The organism is Stagnihabitans sp., assembly GCF_964946895.1.
The window spans coordinates 134700-149414 of the sequence record NZ_CBBQHX010000004.1 but is presented as its reverse complement, the minus strand read 5'-3'; the positions used below and the strand labels follow the sequence as shown (position 1 = coordinate 149414).

Genomic DNA, 14715 nt, shown 5'->3' with positions numbered 1-14715 from the left:
CGTCCTCAGCGCCTGTCACGCAATGCGTAGTAGATCATCACGGCCGAAGCCCAGACCAGAAAACCCGCCAGCAAGGCCAGGAAGACCCGCAGCGGACGGTTCGGCGCGGTGGAGGATTCCGCCAGCGTCGGCGACAGGTAGGTTGTCAGGTACCGTGTCTTGTGCTGCGCATCCGTGACCGCCTGATCATAAGCGCTCAACGCCGCAAGATAGGCCTTTTGGGCAAAGTCCTGCTCCATCTGCAGGTTCTGATAGTCCACCATCAGCGTAGCGTAACCCGGCGCGCTGGTGTCGGACAGGCCGCCGACCTTGGCGTTCTCCTCGTCCATCCGCTTCTGGATCACGTCGATCCGGCGGTTCAGCTGCAGAATGCGCGGATCATTGTCGGGCAAGGTCCCCACCAGCATGTCCAGATCAATCTCAGCCTGCCCCAGCGCCTGCACCAGCGTGTTGACCACCTGCGAGGCCCCGGCCAGTTGCGCCGATGGATCGACGATGTGGTTCTTGATCCGGAAATCGGTCAGCGCCTTTTGGGCATCGGACATGCGTTTTTCAGATTCCGACAAGGTCTCGGCACTGTACTTCGTCGCATCCGACTGCGCCGTCGTCGACAGTTCGTTGATGATCTTGGTGGACTCGTCCAGAACCGCAGTGGCGATATTCTGCGCGTCATGCGGATCGAAGGCATAGACCCGCAGGCTCATCAAACCGGTGCCGGAATCGTAGTTCGGGATGACCTTGCTTTGCCAATAGGCGACCAGATCTTCCACCGAGCCATCCTTCGGGAACGCGAACAGGGGGTCGTTGGTGGCCTTGGAAAAGATGCTGCGCAGGTCCAGCTTCTTCTGGACGCGGGTGACCATTTCCTGACTGCCGATGAACTGGTTCAGGATATCCATATCCGAGGACGACGAGGCGCCGCCGCCCCCAAGGGCCCCCAGAAACGAGAAGGTCGCGGGCGCGTCTTCCGTGCGGCTGCCAAAACCAACATCGCTTTCGTACTGATCGGCCGCCCGTGTGTACAAATACCAGCCATAGCCAGAGGCCGGCAAGATCACGACCAGCAGGAAGAACAGCACCATGCCCCAATGCCGCTTGCGCATTTGCGCTGGCTTGGCCGAGGGGCCGGGGACATAGGTGGCATAGGCATCCGGCAGCGGCGGCTTGGCCGGCGGTTTGGGCTGCGGGCGCTTGCTTGGCAGGGAAACCGCATCGCTGAACGCGTCGTCATCAATCGGTTCGACGGCGGTGTTGCGGGCAATCTGCGCCGGATTGCGCGGCAAGGCCGCGGCCACGACATGCGAGGCCTGACCATCGGGTGAATTGGCCCCATCGTGTCGCGGCACCACGGCCACGACCGCAGCGTCCTGCGGCTTGCGGGGTCCGCCTTGACCCTGCGGGCGCGGACCGCCTTCAGCCCCCACCGGGCGCGGACGACCTTGCACACCAGCCGGACCCGGGCCTTGCCCCTGACGCGGGCCGCCTCCCGGTCCCGGTCCCTGTGGCCGACGCGGACCACCCTCGGCGCCCGGCCCCATGCCCCGGCGCGGCGCCGAAGGGTCCAGCCGGGTCACCGCCGCCGGTTCGGCGGCCTTGGCCTCGGCCGGGCCACGTTCGGCTTCGGCGTCCAACGTCACCGGACCGGCACTGGCCGCCGCCTCTGCAGCAAGGACCTGCCCCACTGCATCCCGTTCAACGGGCGCCGCGGGCGCTGTATCGGCGGGGGTTTGGTCGGTCAAACGCGGCTCACCGGCATTTGAACCTTTGCGCGACGTCAAATACTCTTCTGTCGCGGCGGTTTCAGGCGTTGAGGTAGGGGAGGTCACGGGCTATGTTCCAAAGCTGCGCAAAGGTTTGCGCATGATACACGTATTTGCTAAAGATACTCCAACAAGTTCAGAAGTCACAAGCACCCACGTTCGGTCAGGTGTGAAGCAGGCTTGAACGTCACGGGAACATGCCGAAAATGCAGCAAATCACTGCCGATCTGGGCCCCTCTTCACCGATTCCCGAAGCACAGGCCATCGGCGCCCGCCGGTTCCGCTCGTTGCGCGTGATCACCGCCCTGATCCTGCGCGAGACGGGGTCGCGCGAAACCGCAACCTCGCTGGGCTTCCTGTGGACCATCATCGAGCCGATCCTTGCGATCGTCGTGCTCAGCTTCGTCTTTTCCCTGATGATGCGGGTGCCACCCTTGGGCACGAACTTTCCGCTGTTCTATGTCACCGGGGTTGGCAGTTTTCAGATGTACACCAGCGTGCACAGCAAGGTCGCGGGCTCCATCCGATTCTCCCGCTCCTTGCTGGGGTTTCCCGCCGTCACCGTGCTGGACGCAATCTTCGCGCGCTTCCTGCTGAACGTCTTCATCAATTTCGTGGTCTTCTGCTGCCTCGCCACCGGCATCATCATGTTCTACCACCTGCGCGAACTGCCCGAATTCGGCTCTATTTTCATGAGCTTCGCGATGGCGGCCTCGCTCGGTCTGGGAATCGGATGCCTGAATGCCGTGCTGTTTCTGGCCTCGCCCACCTATGAAAGCATCTGGGGCATCCTGAACCGGCCGCTGATGCTGGCCTCCGGCGTGATGTTTCTGGTCAGCAATTTGCCGTCCTGGGCGTTCAAATACCTGTGGTGGAACCCGCTGGTCCATGTCACCGGCATGATGCGGCACGCCTTCTATCCGACCTATGACGCCAGCTATGTCACACCGGGCTACACCTTCCTGATCGCTGGGGTGTGCTTCACGCTGGGTCTGGTCGGCCTGCACCGCTACGTCTTTGACGCGCTGGAGCGGTGATCCCCCGCTGGCCTGCGGGCCTAGCGCCCCACCGCCACATATGTCTCGAACCCCGCTTCAGTGACTTCTGCCTTCGAGTAGATGTTGCGCAGGTCTGCCATGCGCGCCGTTGTCATCTTGCGGGCCATCCGCGAAAGATCCAGCGCGCGGAATTCGTTCCACTCGGTCAGGATCACCACGACATCCGCGCCCTGCGTCGCGTGATAGGCATTGTCCACCCAGCGCACGCCCGGCAGCAACGCCTCCCCCTCGCGCTTGCCCTGCGGATCGCAGACCCTCACCTTGGCCCCCGCACCCACCAGGGCCGGCACGATGGTCAGGCTGGGCGCCTCGCGCATGTCATCGGTGTTGGGCTTGAAGGTCACGCCCAGCACGCCGATCGTCTTGCCGTTCACCTGCCCGTCGCACAGGTCCACGATCTTGTCGAGCATGCGGCGCTTGATCTCTTCGTTGACCTTGATGACCGTCTCGGTGATCTGCATCGGCACGGCATATTCCTGGCCAATCCGCGCCAAAGCCTTGGTGTCTTTCGGAAAACAGCTGCCGCCATAGCCGGGCCCGGCATGCAGGAACTTGTTGCCGATCCGCCCGTCAAGACCCATGCCCTTGGACACGTCCTTGATGTCGGCCCCGACGCGCTCGCACAGGGCAGCAATCTCGTTGATGAAGGTGATCTTGGTGGCCAGAAACGCGTTGGCCGCGTATTTGATCATCTCGGCACTTTCCAGCCCGGTGAAGACCACCGGAAACTCGCGCAGGAACAGCGGGCGGTAGATGTCGGACATCACCTTCTGCGCCCGGGCCGATTCCACCCCCACCACCACGCGGTCCGGCCGCATGAAGTCATCAATCGCGGCCCCCTCGCGCAGGAATTCCGGGTTTGAGGCGACGTCGAACGCGGCGGTCGGGTTGGCGGCCCGCGCGGCCTCTCCCACCTTGCGGTTGGTGCCGACCGGCACCGTCGATTTCGTCACGATCACCGCATAGCCGGTCAGGGCCGTGCCAATCTCGGCGGCGGCAGCCATCACATAGGTCAGGTCGGCATGGCCATCGCCCCGGCGCGTCGGGGTTCCGACCGCGATGAACACGGCATCCGCCCCTGCCACCGCCTCGGCCAGATCCAGCGTGAAGGACAGGCGGCCGGCCGCCACGTTCTTGGCCATCAGATCTTCCAGCCCCGGCTCGAAAATCGGAACCTCGCCCGCCTGCAGCCGGCTGATCTTCTCGGGATTCTTGTCCACACAAACGACCTCATGCCCGAAGTCCGAGAAACAAACCCCCGAGACAAGGCCGACATAACCCGTACCGATCATCGCAATCTTCATCTTTACGCCCGCTTCAGGTCAGCGCCTGCCCCATATGACTGCCCGAATGTCTAGGAACCGGGGCCGAAGGTGTCAAATGCCAAAGGGTGGCAATGTGCCACCCTTCCGTATCGCTCTCCTGTCCGTTCAGACCTTCAGCCAGATCGCGGTGGCCAAGGCGGTGTTGATCTCCGCCGCCGACCAGCCCCAGGTCGAGGTGGCCGCCGTGGCATAGGTCAGCGTCCGCCGGATGACCTTGCGCGCCGTTGTCACCGGGGCGCCGCCGTTGATGTCCGGCGTCGCCGTGCCAAGCCAGGCCGACAGCGTCGCCGTCGAACTGTGGCGGATGCCCAGCCAGTAGGTCTTGCCCTGCCGCAGGGTCAGCGACACCGTCGCCGTCTTGACCCCCGTGGTCGAGAAGTCCAGATCCGCCGTCTCGACCAGCAGCGCATTGGGCCTTCCGTTGGCATCCGAGTCATAGACCACGATCTTGCCCAAGGCCGCGGCGACCAGCGTGGTGACGTTCACCGCCAGCCCGGTCACCGGCGTGTCGGCGCGGGCGGTGAAGGGGAACATGTCGATCCGCGCCGCAGCCCCGGCCAGCGTGCTGGTGGCCCCGCCCGCCCCGATCGTCGTCAGCATGTAATCGCCAGACACCGGGGTCAGCCAGCCCATGCTCGCCTGACTGTCGATGCTCAGCGCCCCGCTGGCCGTCTGCGCCTTCAGCTGATTGGTGGTCGAATTGTACCAGACCGTGCCATTGGCCGGGCCGGACGGGTCGGCGGATTGCCCGCCCAGCACCATCGGCGCCGAGAAGGTCTTGGCGCCCGCCACCGTCTGCGCCCCGCTCAACGCCACCGCATCCGTGATGCCATAGCCGGCAAGCGTGGTGGGCGTGCCGGTCAGCGCCGACCAGGCCAGCGTCGTGGTCACGGGCGGCACAGCCCAGGTGCCATCCGCCCGCAGGAAATTCGCAGTCCCCCCGCCCGAGGCCGGGGCCAGCCCCTTCAGCGTGCTGCCCACCGTGTCCAGCATCGCGGTGACCTGGGTGCCGGTCAGGTCCTGCCCCAGCGCCAGACTGCCGGTGGCGTTGCCCCGGACCGTGTTCGCCGCCATCTGGTCGATCACGTTGGCGCTGCTGGCCCCGGTGATCAGCGGCACGCCGCCGATCTGGGTGTTGCCGGTGATCACGTTGTCCGTGCAGCCCGCGTCGATCCAGATCGCACCGAACTGCGCAATCCCGGTGCCCGCCGCCGTGCCCATGCTGTCAAACACGTTGCCGGTGATGGCATGGCGGAAGTTGTTGCCCGCCGCCCCCGATCCGGTGCCCTTCAGCCAGATGCCGCCCTTGGCATCGGCGATGTGGTTGCCCTCGATCTGGCAGCCATTCGCCGCCTGAATGTTGTTCACAAAGCTGATCGCCACCCGAGAGCGGTTGTTGCGGGTCGTCGTCGTGGTCTGCACCCCGATGATCGAGTTCTTGACCACCCGCGCCCCGGTCGAGCCGTCAATGCCGATGCCGCCCACACCGCCACCGCCCGCCGACAGAAAGCCCGTCCCCGCATCCAGATCCGGGAACTGCGAGGTGTCGATCAGCGCCACATTCAACAGCGTGTTCGAGGCCACGACAGAATAATCGCAGCGGTCGACTGTGATGCCCTCCGAATAGCTGTTCTGCGCCGTGCACTTCTGAATCCGCGAATGCGGCATCTGCTTCTGGCTGAAGGCGGTGTTGCCCGACCGGGTCGCACGGCAATTCTCGAAATAGCAGCCCAGCGGAAAGAAACTCGCCGTGGTAAAGCCGGAATCGTCCGAGGTGCGGCCCGCGCTGTCCAGACCGTACGTCGTATTGCCGCCGCCCTGCATGCCAAAGGGACGGTCCGGGCAATTGTTGCACTCGCAATCCTCGATCCCGGTGAACTGGTCGCCCAGAAAGAACCCGCGCCCGGCATAGCCCGCGCAATCAATCATCATGCGGCGGATGCGGTTGTTGGCGCCGCCCCAGAACCGGATCGCCGCCTGGGTGCGGTTGCCGGTGCGCACCAGCTTGGTGACATTGCCCTCGCCCTCAAGGATCACCTTGTTCAGGCCCTGCTTGCTCAGCTGTCCCGCCCAAAGATAGGTCCCCGCCGGCATCAGCGCCAGACCGCCGCCCAGCCCGTTGACATAGTCCAGCAGCGCCGAAACCGCCGTGATGGCCGAGGTGGTCCCCGTCAGATCCGCACCGAAATGCACCGCCGTCGCAACCGCATCGGGCACCCAGCCCGGCAGATCGGAAATCGCCGTCCCCGACCCGATATAGCGATAGGCAAAGCCGCCCGCCTTCATCACCAGCCCAACCGCCGGTGTGCGCCCGGTGGCCCAGGTCACCAAAGCCGCCCGGCTCGCAAAATCCTGCCGCTCCAGCGTGGAGCGCGCGGTATTGGCGTCGGCGTCGTCAATCAGCGTGCGGCCATAACCACTCAGCGTGGTCAGCGCGCCCGTGCTGGTGCCGGTGTAATAGGCCAGCGAATCCGCCGCCGGGGTCAGCACGTCCACGGCATGAATAGCCGCCGGAACCCCGGTCAGCGCCGCATAGGCCAGGCTGCCGCCGCCGCCCGCCGGTGCCGCCCAAGTCCCATCCGCCCGCAGGAAATTGGTCGAGCCGCCGCCGCTGGCCGGTGTCAGGCCATTGGCGGCCGCGGTGAAGACCGTGTTCAACGCCAGCGTCCCGCTGGCATCCGGCACGGTCAGCGTCCGGGTCGTGGCCGTGGTCAGGCCCGAAAGCTCGAACCTCGCCTGCTTGGTGGCATCGCCATTGTCCTGCAGCGTGAAGATCGCGTCCGATATGTTGAACGCGGTGGCGTTTGCGCCAAAACCGGTCGTCGGGCTGTTGATCGTCAACGACCCCAAAGCCCCACTGACCGCAGAGCCCACGGCAATCGCCGTGGTTGACCCCGAAGCCCCCGCCGTCCCGACATTGACCGACTTTGTGCTTCCCGACGGCGTCGCCCCGATGCCAAGCCCATAGGTGGCCGCCCCCGCCCCCGCAAAGGTACCAACCGAGACGGTTTGCCCGGAAAAGGTCGTCGTATTGGTAAAAGTCTGCGCGATCCCGCTCAGCGTCGCCAGCGTGCCAGAGGCATTGGGCAAGGCAAAGCTCAGCGTCGCTCCGGTCGCAATCCCGGACAGCTGGAACTGGGCCTTCTTGCTGCTGTCGACATCATCCTGCAGCGTGAAATTGGAATCCGCCGTGATGGTCGGCCCGGTGAAGGTCACGCCGCCGGTAAAGGTCTTGGCGCCGCCGATGCTTTGGCTGCTGGTCAGGTCCACCGCATCCGTGATGCCAAAGCCCGACACCGTGGTGGGCCGCCCGGTGATGTCGCTCCACGCCGCCGTGCCCGCCGCGATCAGCACATAGGCCGAGCCTGACCAGCGATAGGTCTTCGACGTGTCCAGCGTCACATAGATCTTGCCCGTCTCGCCGACGCCCGGCAGCGCGGCCAGATTGGCGAACTCCAGCACGTCGTCCACATAAGACGGCAGCTGCGCCGCAGGCACCTTGCCGCTGCTGTCCAGCCCGGCATAGCCATTGGCCACGCCCTTGCCGGCCGTGGACTCTGCCGACAACAGGCTGCGCTGCGCTGCCGCATCCGCCGCCGTCAGCAGGGCCCGCCCCGCCGTGCTGGCGTCGCTGATCTGCGCGGCCACGACCTCGATCATGTCGACCGAAACGCCGTTCTGCCGCGCCCGCAGCTTGCCGGTGGTGGCGTTGTACCAGATGTCACCATTCTGCGGGCTGGAGGGCTCCCCGGCCCCCGGCGCCACGTTCACCCCATGCGCGGCAATCACCCGCCCCGTCGCCGCCTCCACCGTCAGGCCGGTCAGGAAGGTCGTGCCATCGGCGCTGACCTTCAGCACAAAGTCACTGCCGCCCACCGTGCCCATCTCGGCCCGGCCCGAAAAGCCGGTCTGGAACAGCACACTCGCCGTATCGCCGGCATGCGCCTTGTTGATCTTCAGCTGATGCCCCGCCCCGGCATGGCTGAACAGCGATGCATCCGAAGACACCGTCAAGCGGTTGGTGTCATCCGCCGTGGCCGAGATTCCCAGCGCCGCCACCCGCTCGCTCCGCTCGGCCGAGGTGGTCCAGACCGTGCCATCAAACACCGCCTCGGTCGTCTCTGCCTCGATCCAGACCCGCCAGCCGGTCTTGGGCACATAGAAATCCCAGAACGTCCCCGAAAAGACGGCGACGTTCAGATCCTGCCCCAGCCAGCTGCCCGTGGCCCCCGCCGCCACGATATAGCAATCGCCGCTCACCGCCCCGCCCGGCGCCACCGTCAGGGTCCGGCTTTTCGCCGAGGTCTGGACCAGCACGTCCAGCGCCGTCAGCGCGGCGTTGTGCGTGACATGCTTTTGCGCCTGCGCCGGGGCAATCAGGGGCAGCAACTGCAGGGCCGTTTTGTTCGTCATGAAAACCTCCGCGGGGATCGCTTTGGTCGGGCAAACTAGGCAAAGGTCCTGAAGTCCCGGTAACCACGGCGCACGCTGCCCGGGCCCATCGCGCAACACCCCCCGCCGCAGGGGCCTCCGGCCGGCGCGGCAGGGGGGCCTCGGCCCCCCTGCACCCCCCGAGAGTATTTCCAAAGGAGCAAATGAAAGGCGTGGTGCGCCGCCCCGCGGGGACGCCTCAGCCCAAGGCCAGGGTCAGCGCGATGCTCCACATCGTCAGCCCCACCACCCCTTCCAGCACGACCCAGGCCCGCGGCTTGGCAAACAACGGTGCCAGCAGCCTTGCGCCATAGCCAAGCGCGGCAAAGAAGGTCAGCGAGGACAGCGCCGCCCCCGCCCCAAAGGCCGCCTGATCCGGCGCGTAATGGGTCGAGATCGACCCCAGCAGCACCATCGTGTCCAGATAGACATGCGGATTGGCCCAGGTCAGCAGGGCAATCGTCGCCACCACCCGCCCCAGCGGCGTCGGCGCGTCGGCCGAGGGCATCAGCGCCTCTCCCCCGGCGCTGGCCGCCAGGAACCGCTTGGCACCATACCAGACCAGAAACGCCACGCCAAACCAGCGCATCACCGGCACGATCCACGGCAGGGCCGCCGTCACCGCGCCAAACCCCGCCACGCCGCAGGCAATCAGCACGGCGTCCGACACCGCGCACAGGGCCACCACCGCACCGACATGCTCCCGCCGGATGCCCTGCCGCAGCACAAAGGCATTCTGCGCCCCAATCGCAAGGATCAGGCTCAACCCCGTCACAAACCCATGCAGCGCCGCCGCGATCATCGCATCTCTCCCTGTTCGCGCTTGACCTAGCTCATCCGCGCCGCTTCACTCAAGTTAATCCATCTGCCGTTGCATAAGGCGCGCTAATGTTCGACCCCGCCCAACTCGCCGCCCTTGCCATGGTCCACCGCCGCGGCTCGTTTGACCTTGCCGCCGCCGACCTGCATGTCACGCCCTCCGCCATATCCCAACGCATCAAGGCGCTGGAGGAGGCGGCCGGCACCCTGCTGATCCGCCGCGGCCAGCCCTGCAGCGCCACCGAAACCGGCCTGCGCCTTGTCCGCCATCACGAGGAAATCGCCCTTCTGAACAGGGCACTGGCTGATGACCTTCACGCGCCAACCGGCCCGGCCCACCTGCGCATCGCCATCAACGCCGACAGCCTCGCCACCTGGGTCATCCCCGCGCTGGCGGCCACCGAGGGCTTCCTTTACGACATCCTGATCGACGACCAGGACTTCTCCCAGGACCTCTTGAAACGCGGAGAGGTGGCCGCCGCCATCACCTCGCATCCCGGCCCGCTGCAAGGCTGCGACACCGTTGCCCTGGGCCGCCTGCGCTACCGCGCCACCGCCAGCCCGGCCTTCGCCGCCCGCTGGTTCGCCATGGGTCTGACGCCTGACACCCTGTCCCTTGCCCCGGCCCTGCGCTTCAACGACAAGGACGGTTTGCAGACACAATGGGCCCACCGCCTGACCGGCCAAAACGTCGCGTTGCCCAGCCACCGCCTTGCCTCCAGCCATGGCTTTGTCGAGGCCTGCCTCTGTGGCCTGGGCTGGGGCCTGAACCCGCAGGCGCTGGTGGAACGGCATCTGGCCAGCGGCGGGCTGATCGACCTCAGCCCGGAAAACCCGTTCGACATCCAGCTGTACTGGCAGTTCAACCGCCTGACCGCCCGCGCCATGGCGCCCTTGACCCAGGCCCTGCAACAGGCGGCAAAAGCCCTGTGATCAGACGACGATCCGCTTGGGGAAGACAAACACATCTTCCGCCCTTGGCCCGCCCGGTTCGGCCATCGCATAGGTCCGCGCCCGCAGCCATCCCACCACGTCGCCCTTGCCCATCTCGGCGCAGTCCACCGGCTCGGCGACGCGCACCGTCAGCGGGCGGTTCATCTTGCGCCTGGTCTCAAAGAAGATCAGCGCCACCCGCAGCACATAGGAAAAATGGCTGACCCCCTGGAACAGCCGCGAGTTCTGCCCGCCGACATACAGCGCCAGCGTCTTCACCCCCGCCCGCCGCGCCAGCCGCGACACAAACGGATGCCACTCGAAATCCGCCGCCTTGCGTGCGAACGGCGTGACCGAGGTGGCAACCCCGCCCGCCGGAAAGATGATCAGCGCATGGCCCTGATCCAGCCACTCCACCGCCTTGCGCCGCGTCTCGGCCGAGGTGCGCCGCGCCTCTGGGCCCGCGCCGAAATCAATCGGCAGCAACACGTCGCGCGCCTCGCGCGGCTGGCACAGCAGCGAATGGCAGATCAGCTTCACATCCTTGCGGACCGATCCGATCAGATGCCCGATGTAAAGCCCGTCCACGATGCCATAGGGATGGTTTGACACCACCAGCAGCGGCCCGCTGGACGGTATCCGGGCCAGCTCCTCGGCCGGAGTGTCCGCACGCAGGCCCAGTTCGCGGATCGCTTCGGTGAAGATCGTGGCCTGCGCATCGCGCGGCTTCTTCTGCCAGGTGCGATACAGCCGCTCAAACCCGGCGCGGCCGCTCAGCCGTTCCACCGTGCGGATCAGCGTCCGGCGCAGCCAGGGCATCTGCGGCGTGGAATAGGTGAAGATCGGCCCAGACGAAAAGCCCATCTGCGGCGCGTCTGCCGCGTCCGGCATCCCGTCAAAGAACTCCGCCGCGTCCTGTTCGATCATCACCAGACCCTTTCGGAAAAGCCCAAGGCTTCATCCAAAAGCCAATGACTCGATTGCGTGACACGACGATGACAGCTTACAGCTGTGCAGCGACATCCTCGGGAATGTCGAAGTTATGGGTGACAGACTGCACGTCGTCATCCTCCTCCAGCATGTCCACCAGCCGCAGCAGCTTCTGCGCGGTCTCCAGATCGACCACGGTCAGCGTCTGCGGCTTCCACACCAGCTTGGATTCGGTCGACTCGCCCAGCGCCTTTTCCAGCGCGTCCGAGACAGAGGCAAGGTCTTCCATCTGGCAATAGACCCAGTGCCCCTCGTCATCCGATTCCACGTCATCCGCGCCGGCATCCAGTGCGGCCATCATCACGTCATCGGCAGACCCCGCCGACGCCGGATAGGAAATCTCGCCCACCCGGTCGAACGAGTGGCTGACCGACCCGGTCTGCCCCAGATTGCCGCCGCATTTGGTGAAATAGCTGCGCACGTTCGATGCGGTGCGGTTCATGTTGTCGGTCAGCGCCTCGCAGATGATCGCGATGCCGTTGACGCCGTAGCCTTCATAGCGGATTTCCGTATAATCCGCCGCATCGCCCATCTGGCTCTTCTTGATGGCGCGGTCGATCACGTCCTTGGGCATGGATTGCGCCTTGGCGGCTTTGATCGCCAGCCGCAGACGCGGGTTCATGTCCGGGTCGGGCATGCCCATCTTCGCTGCGACGGTGATTTCCTTGCTCAGCTTGGAAAACGTCTTCGAGCGGATCGCATCAGTCTTGCCCTTTTTGTGCTTGATGGTCGACCATTTGGAATGCCCTGACATGACCCGTGATCCCCGCCTTTTGGTGCTGCCGTCCTCTACACCAGCGCCCCCCCAAACCGCAAGCCCGTGCAGCCCTGCGTCTCAGGCCGCCTTGATCCGCGGTCGCACCAGCGTCACGCCCACAAGCATCACCCCCAAGGCCACAAACACCAGCGGAGAGAACCGCTCCCCCAACAGAACCATCGCCCAGCACAGGCCCGCCGCCGTCACCACATAGGACGACTGGCTGGCAAACACCGCCCCCGCCTTGGCCGCCAGACCGACATAGCCCGCATAAAGACAGGCATGCAACGCCGAGGACAGCACCAGCGCCCCCTCCGCCATGCCCCAGGGCGGCATCGGGCTGACCCATGATCCCGTCAGCAGAACCAAAGGCAGGCACATCAGCAACCCCGCCAGGCTCGCGCCGAACATCGCCTGCACCGGGTCCATCCCCGCCATGCCAAACCGGGCCACAAAGGTGCCCTCCATCGCATAAAAACACGGGCCAATCAGCGCCACCGGCAGAAACACCACCAGCCCCGGCGCCAGGGTCGCCCCCGGTGCCGCGATGATCGCCACCCCCGCCAGCCCCAACAGCAGGCCCGCCAGCCGCTTGACCTCGAACCGATCCGCCCCCAAGGCCAGATTCAACGGGAACGAAATCAACGGGATGGTCGAGATCAGGATCGACATGATCCCCGCCGGCAACCGATGAACCGAGATGTAGAAGGTCAGGTTCGGCACCAGCGTCCCGCTGACCGCCACCACCAGATAAAACACCAGCGCCCGCCGCGTCAGCACCAGCCGCTTGCCACGCCCCAGCGTCAGGGCCCCCAGCACCAGCACGCACACCACCAACTGCCACAGGATCAGCGCCAGCGGCGGATGCCCGGTCGAGGCGGCAATCTTGCCCAAAGGCTGGGTCGAGCCCCAGCCGACGCCAATCAAGACCAGCGCGCCGACACTCTGCCAGCGCGTCACGGTGCCGCCTGCTGCAACCGTCCGCCCTGCCGGATCATCGACACCTTCAGCGCCTTGCCGGTGCGGTCATCCGTCTCGACGTAAACCCCCGACAGCGTGGCCTCGCCCCCCGCCGGCTCGAACCGGCTGGAGGCCATGCCGGTGATGAAACGCCGCAAGGGCTCCAGCTTCTCCATCCCGATCACGCTGTCATAGTCCCCACACATCCCGGCATCGGTCAGATACGCCGTCCCCTTGTTCAGGATCATCGCATCGCCCGTCGGCACATGGGTATGGGTGCCCACGACCAGCGACGCCTGCCCATCGCACCAATGCCCCATCGCCATCTTCTCGGATGTCGCCTCGGCATGGATATCCACCACCACCGCCTGCACCATCCCGCCCAAAGGATGCGTCTTCAACACCGCCTCCACAGCACTGAACGGATCATCAAACGGCCGCTTCATGAACACCTGCCCCAAAGCCTGCGTCACCAGCACCTTGCGCCCTTGCGTCGCCTCAAACACCTTGGCCCCGCGCCCCGGAGCGATCTTGGAAAAGTTCAGCGGCCGGATGATCCGCGGCTCCTGCTCGATGAAGGACATCATGTCCTTTTGATCGAAGGCATGGTCGCCCAGCGTCACACAATCCGCCCCGGCATTCAGGATCAGCTTGGCATGCTCCGGGGTCAGCCCGGCGCCCGCGCTGGCATTCTCCCCATTCACCACCACAAAATCGAGGCCCCAAGCCGCCCGCAAAGCAGGCAACCGCTCCGCAATCCCGGTCCGCCCGGTCTTGCCCATCACATCGCCAAGGAACAGTATTTTCATAGGCGCGGGATAGCCTCGCAGCGTCCATGCCGCAACCTCAAAGGCGACATGCAGGAGGGGCAATCTGCCCATGTTTGGCAGCAAACTCCGGCAATCTGCCTCTCTTCCGCCTAATATCTTTTCTACCCTGGGCACAACCAATCTTCTTCAGCCCTTTGAAAGTCCAAGATGAGCAAGATCCTTATTCCCACCACTTCCCCCGAAGACTGGCGCAGCCTCCTTGCGGATTCTGAAAAGCACTGGCGACCGGGATACTCCGCCATGTCCGCTGCCCTGTCGTGGGAGGCGGCAAGCCGCCTGCCCTCCGGCTTGCCGACCGAAATCGCGGCCAGTCTTGGCCCGGATGCCGAACTTCTCCTCGCCATTCCTGAACACAAGGTCGCGCTTCCCGGCCGCGGCCGTGAAAGCCAATGCGACGTTTTCGCTCTCGTCCGGTGCGGCGGCCAGACCATTGCCCTCGCGGTGGAAGCCAAGGTGAACGAGCCTTTTGGTCCCACCATCGGCGATTGGTTGACCGATGCCTCCGATGGCAAGATTACTCGTCTCACGGCACTTTGTGCTCTGCTCGGCTGCGCCTACCCGCCGCCACGGCACCTACGCTACCAACTCTTCCATCGCGCGGCAGCCGCCGTGATCGAAGCCGCACGCTTCAAGACCGACCGCGCCGCGATGATCGTGCACTCCTTCTCCGCCAATCACCGCTGGTTCGAAGACTACGCGGCCTTTTGCGCAGCCCTCGGCCAGACCGCGACCCTCGGCACGCCAATCAGCCACAACCTGCCGTCCGGCATGACGCTGACTCTCGGCTGGGCCACCGGCCTCATCCCCGAAACGTAGAATGCAAAACCGACCTTCTTCCCAGCACATCACTCG

11 protein-coding genes are annotated in these 14715 nt (G+C 65.3%); 3 read left to right on the top strand and 8 right to left on the bottom strand.

All coding sequences use genetic code 11. From position 1 onward, the window contains the following. Window positions 1-5 precede the first annotated feature (5 nt). The gene (locus AC1Y2B_RS04115; RefSeq protein WP_482251787.1) at window positions 6-1739 is read right to left on the bottom strand and encodes a KpsE/RkpR family capsule polysaccharide export protein; all 1734 of its coding nucleotides are present in this window, start codon (window positions 1737-1739) and stop codon (window positions 6-8) included. A gap of 227 nt (window positions 1740-1966) precedes the next feature. On the opposite strand from AC1Y2B_RS04115, the gene AC1Y2B_RS04110 reads away from it, so the two are divergent. Beyond that, entirely contained in the window at window positions 1967-2797 is an 831-nt protein-coding gene (locus tag AC1Y2B_RS04110) for an ABC transporter permease (RefSeq protein WP_482251786.1), read from the top strand. A 20-nt stretch (window positions 2798-2817) separates the two neighbouring features. Here AC1Y2B_RS04110 and AC1Y2B_RS04105 read toward each other — a convergent pair whose 3' ends face one another. The 3 genes from AC1Y2B_RS04105 to AC1Y2B_RS04095 all read right to left on the bottom strand — a co-directional run bounded on the left by AC1Y2B_RS04105 (window position 2818) and on the right by AC1Y2B_RS04095 (window position 9376). After that, entirely contained in the window at window positions 2818-4122 is a 1305-nt protein-coding gene (locus tag AC1Y2B_RS04105) for a UDP-glucose dehydrogenase family protein (RefSeq protein WP_482251785.1), read from the bottom strand. A gap of 126 nt (window positions 4123-4248) precedes the next feature. Beyond that, window positions 4249-8556: a DUF2793 domain-containing protein gene (locus AC1Y2B_RS04100; RefSeq protein ID WP_482251784.1), complete on the bottom strand. Its 4308-nt coding sequence runs from the start codon at window positions 8554-8556 to the stop codon at window positions 4249-4251. 217 nt (window positions 8557-8773) lie between these two features. Beyond that, a complete protein-coding gene (locus AC1Y2B_RS04095; RefSeq protein ID WP_482251783.1) occupies window positions 8774-9376 on the bottom strand; it encodes a LysE/ArgO family amino acid transporter in 603 nt (200 codons plus the stop codon). A gap of 86 nt (window positions 9377-9462) precedes the next feature. On the opposite strand from AC1Y2B_RS04095, the gene AC1Y2B_RS04090 reads away from it, so the two are divergent. Beyond that, a complete protein-coding gene (locus tag AC1Y2B_RS04090; protein WP_482251782.1) occupies window positions 9463-10326 on the top strand; it encodes a LysR family transcriptional regulator ArgP in 864 nt (287 codons plus the stop codon). Here AC1Y2B_RS04090 and AC1Y2B_RS04085 read toward each other — a convergent pair whose 3' ends face one another. From AC1Y2B_RS04085 to AC1Y2B_RS04070, 4 genes are all read right to left on the bottom strand, one after another. After that, a complete protein-coding gene (locus AC1Y2B_RS04085; protein ID WP_482251781.1) occupies window positions 10327-11253 on the bottom strand; it encodes a lysophospholipid acyltransferase family protein in 927 nt (308 codons plus the stop codon). Window positions 11254-11329: 76 nt separating this feature from the next. Continuing rightward, window positions 11330-12070, bottom strand: a complete 741-nt coding sequence (locus AC1Y2B_RS04080; RefSeq protein WP_482251780.1) for a YebC/PmpR family DNA-binding transcriptional regulator — start codon at window positions 12068-12070, stop codon at window positions 11330-11332. 81 nt (window positions 12071-12151) lie between these two features. Continuing rightward, window positions 12152-13033 (bottom strand): DMT family transporter, encoded by an 882-nt coding sequence (locus AC1Y2B_RS04075; RefSeq protein ID WP_482251779.1) that lies wholly within the window; start codon window positions 13031-13033, stop codon window positions 12152-12154. Beyond that, window positions 13030-13842 (bottom strand): TIGR00282 family metallophosphoesterase, encoded by an 813-nt coding sequence (locus AC1Y2B_RS04070; RefSeq protein ID WP_482251778.1) that lies wholly within the window; start codon window positions 13840-13842, stop codon window positions 13030-13032. Before AC1Y2B_RS04070 ends, AC1Y2B_RS04075 begins: the two co-directional genes overlap by 4 nt. Window positions 13843-14010: 168 nt before the next feature. On the opposite strand from AC1Y2B_RS04070, the gene AC1Y2B_RS04065 reads away from it, so the two are divergent. Continuing rightward, complete coding sequence (locus AC1Y2B_RS04065) at window positions 14011-14679, top strand: DUF6946 family protein (protein ID WP_482251777.1); 669 nt, start codon at window positions 14011-14013, stop codon at window positions 14677-14679. Window positions 14680-14715 lie beyond the last annotated feature (36 nt).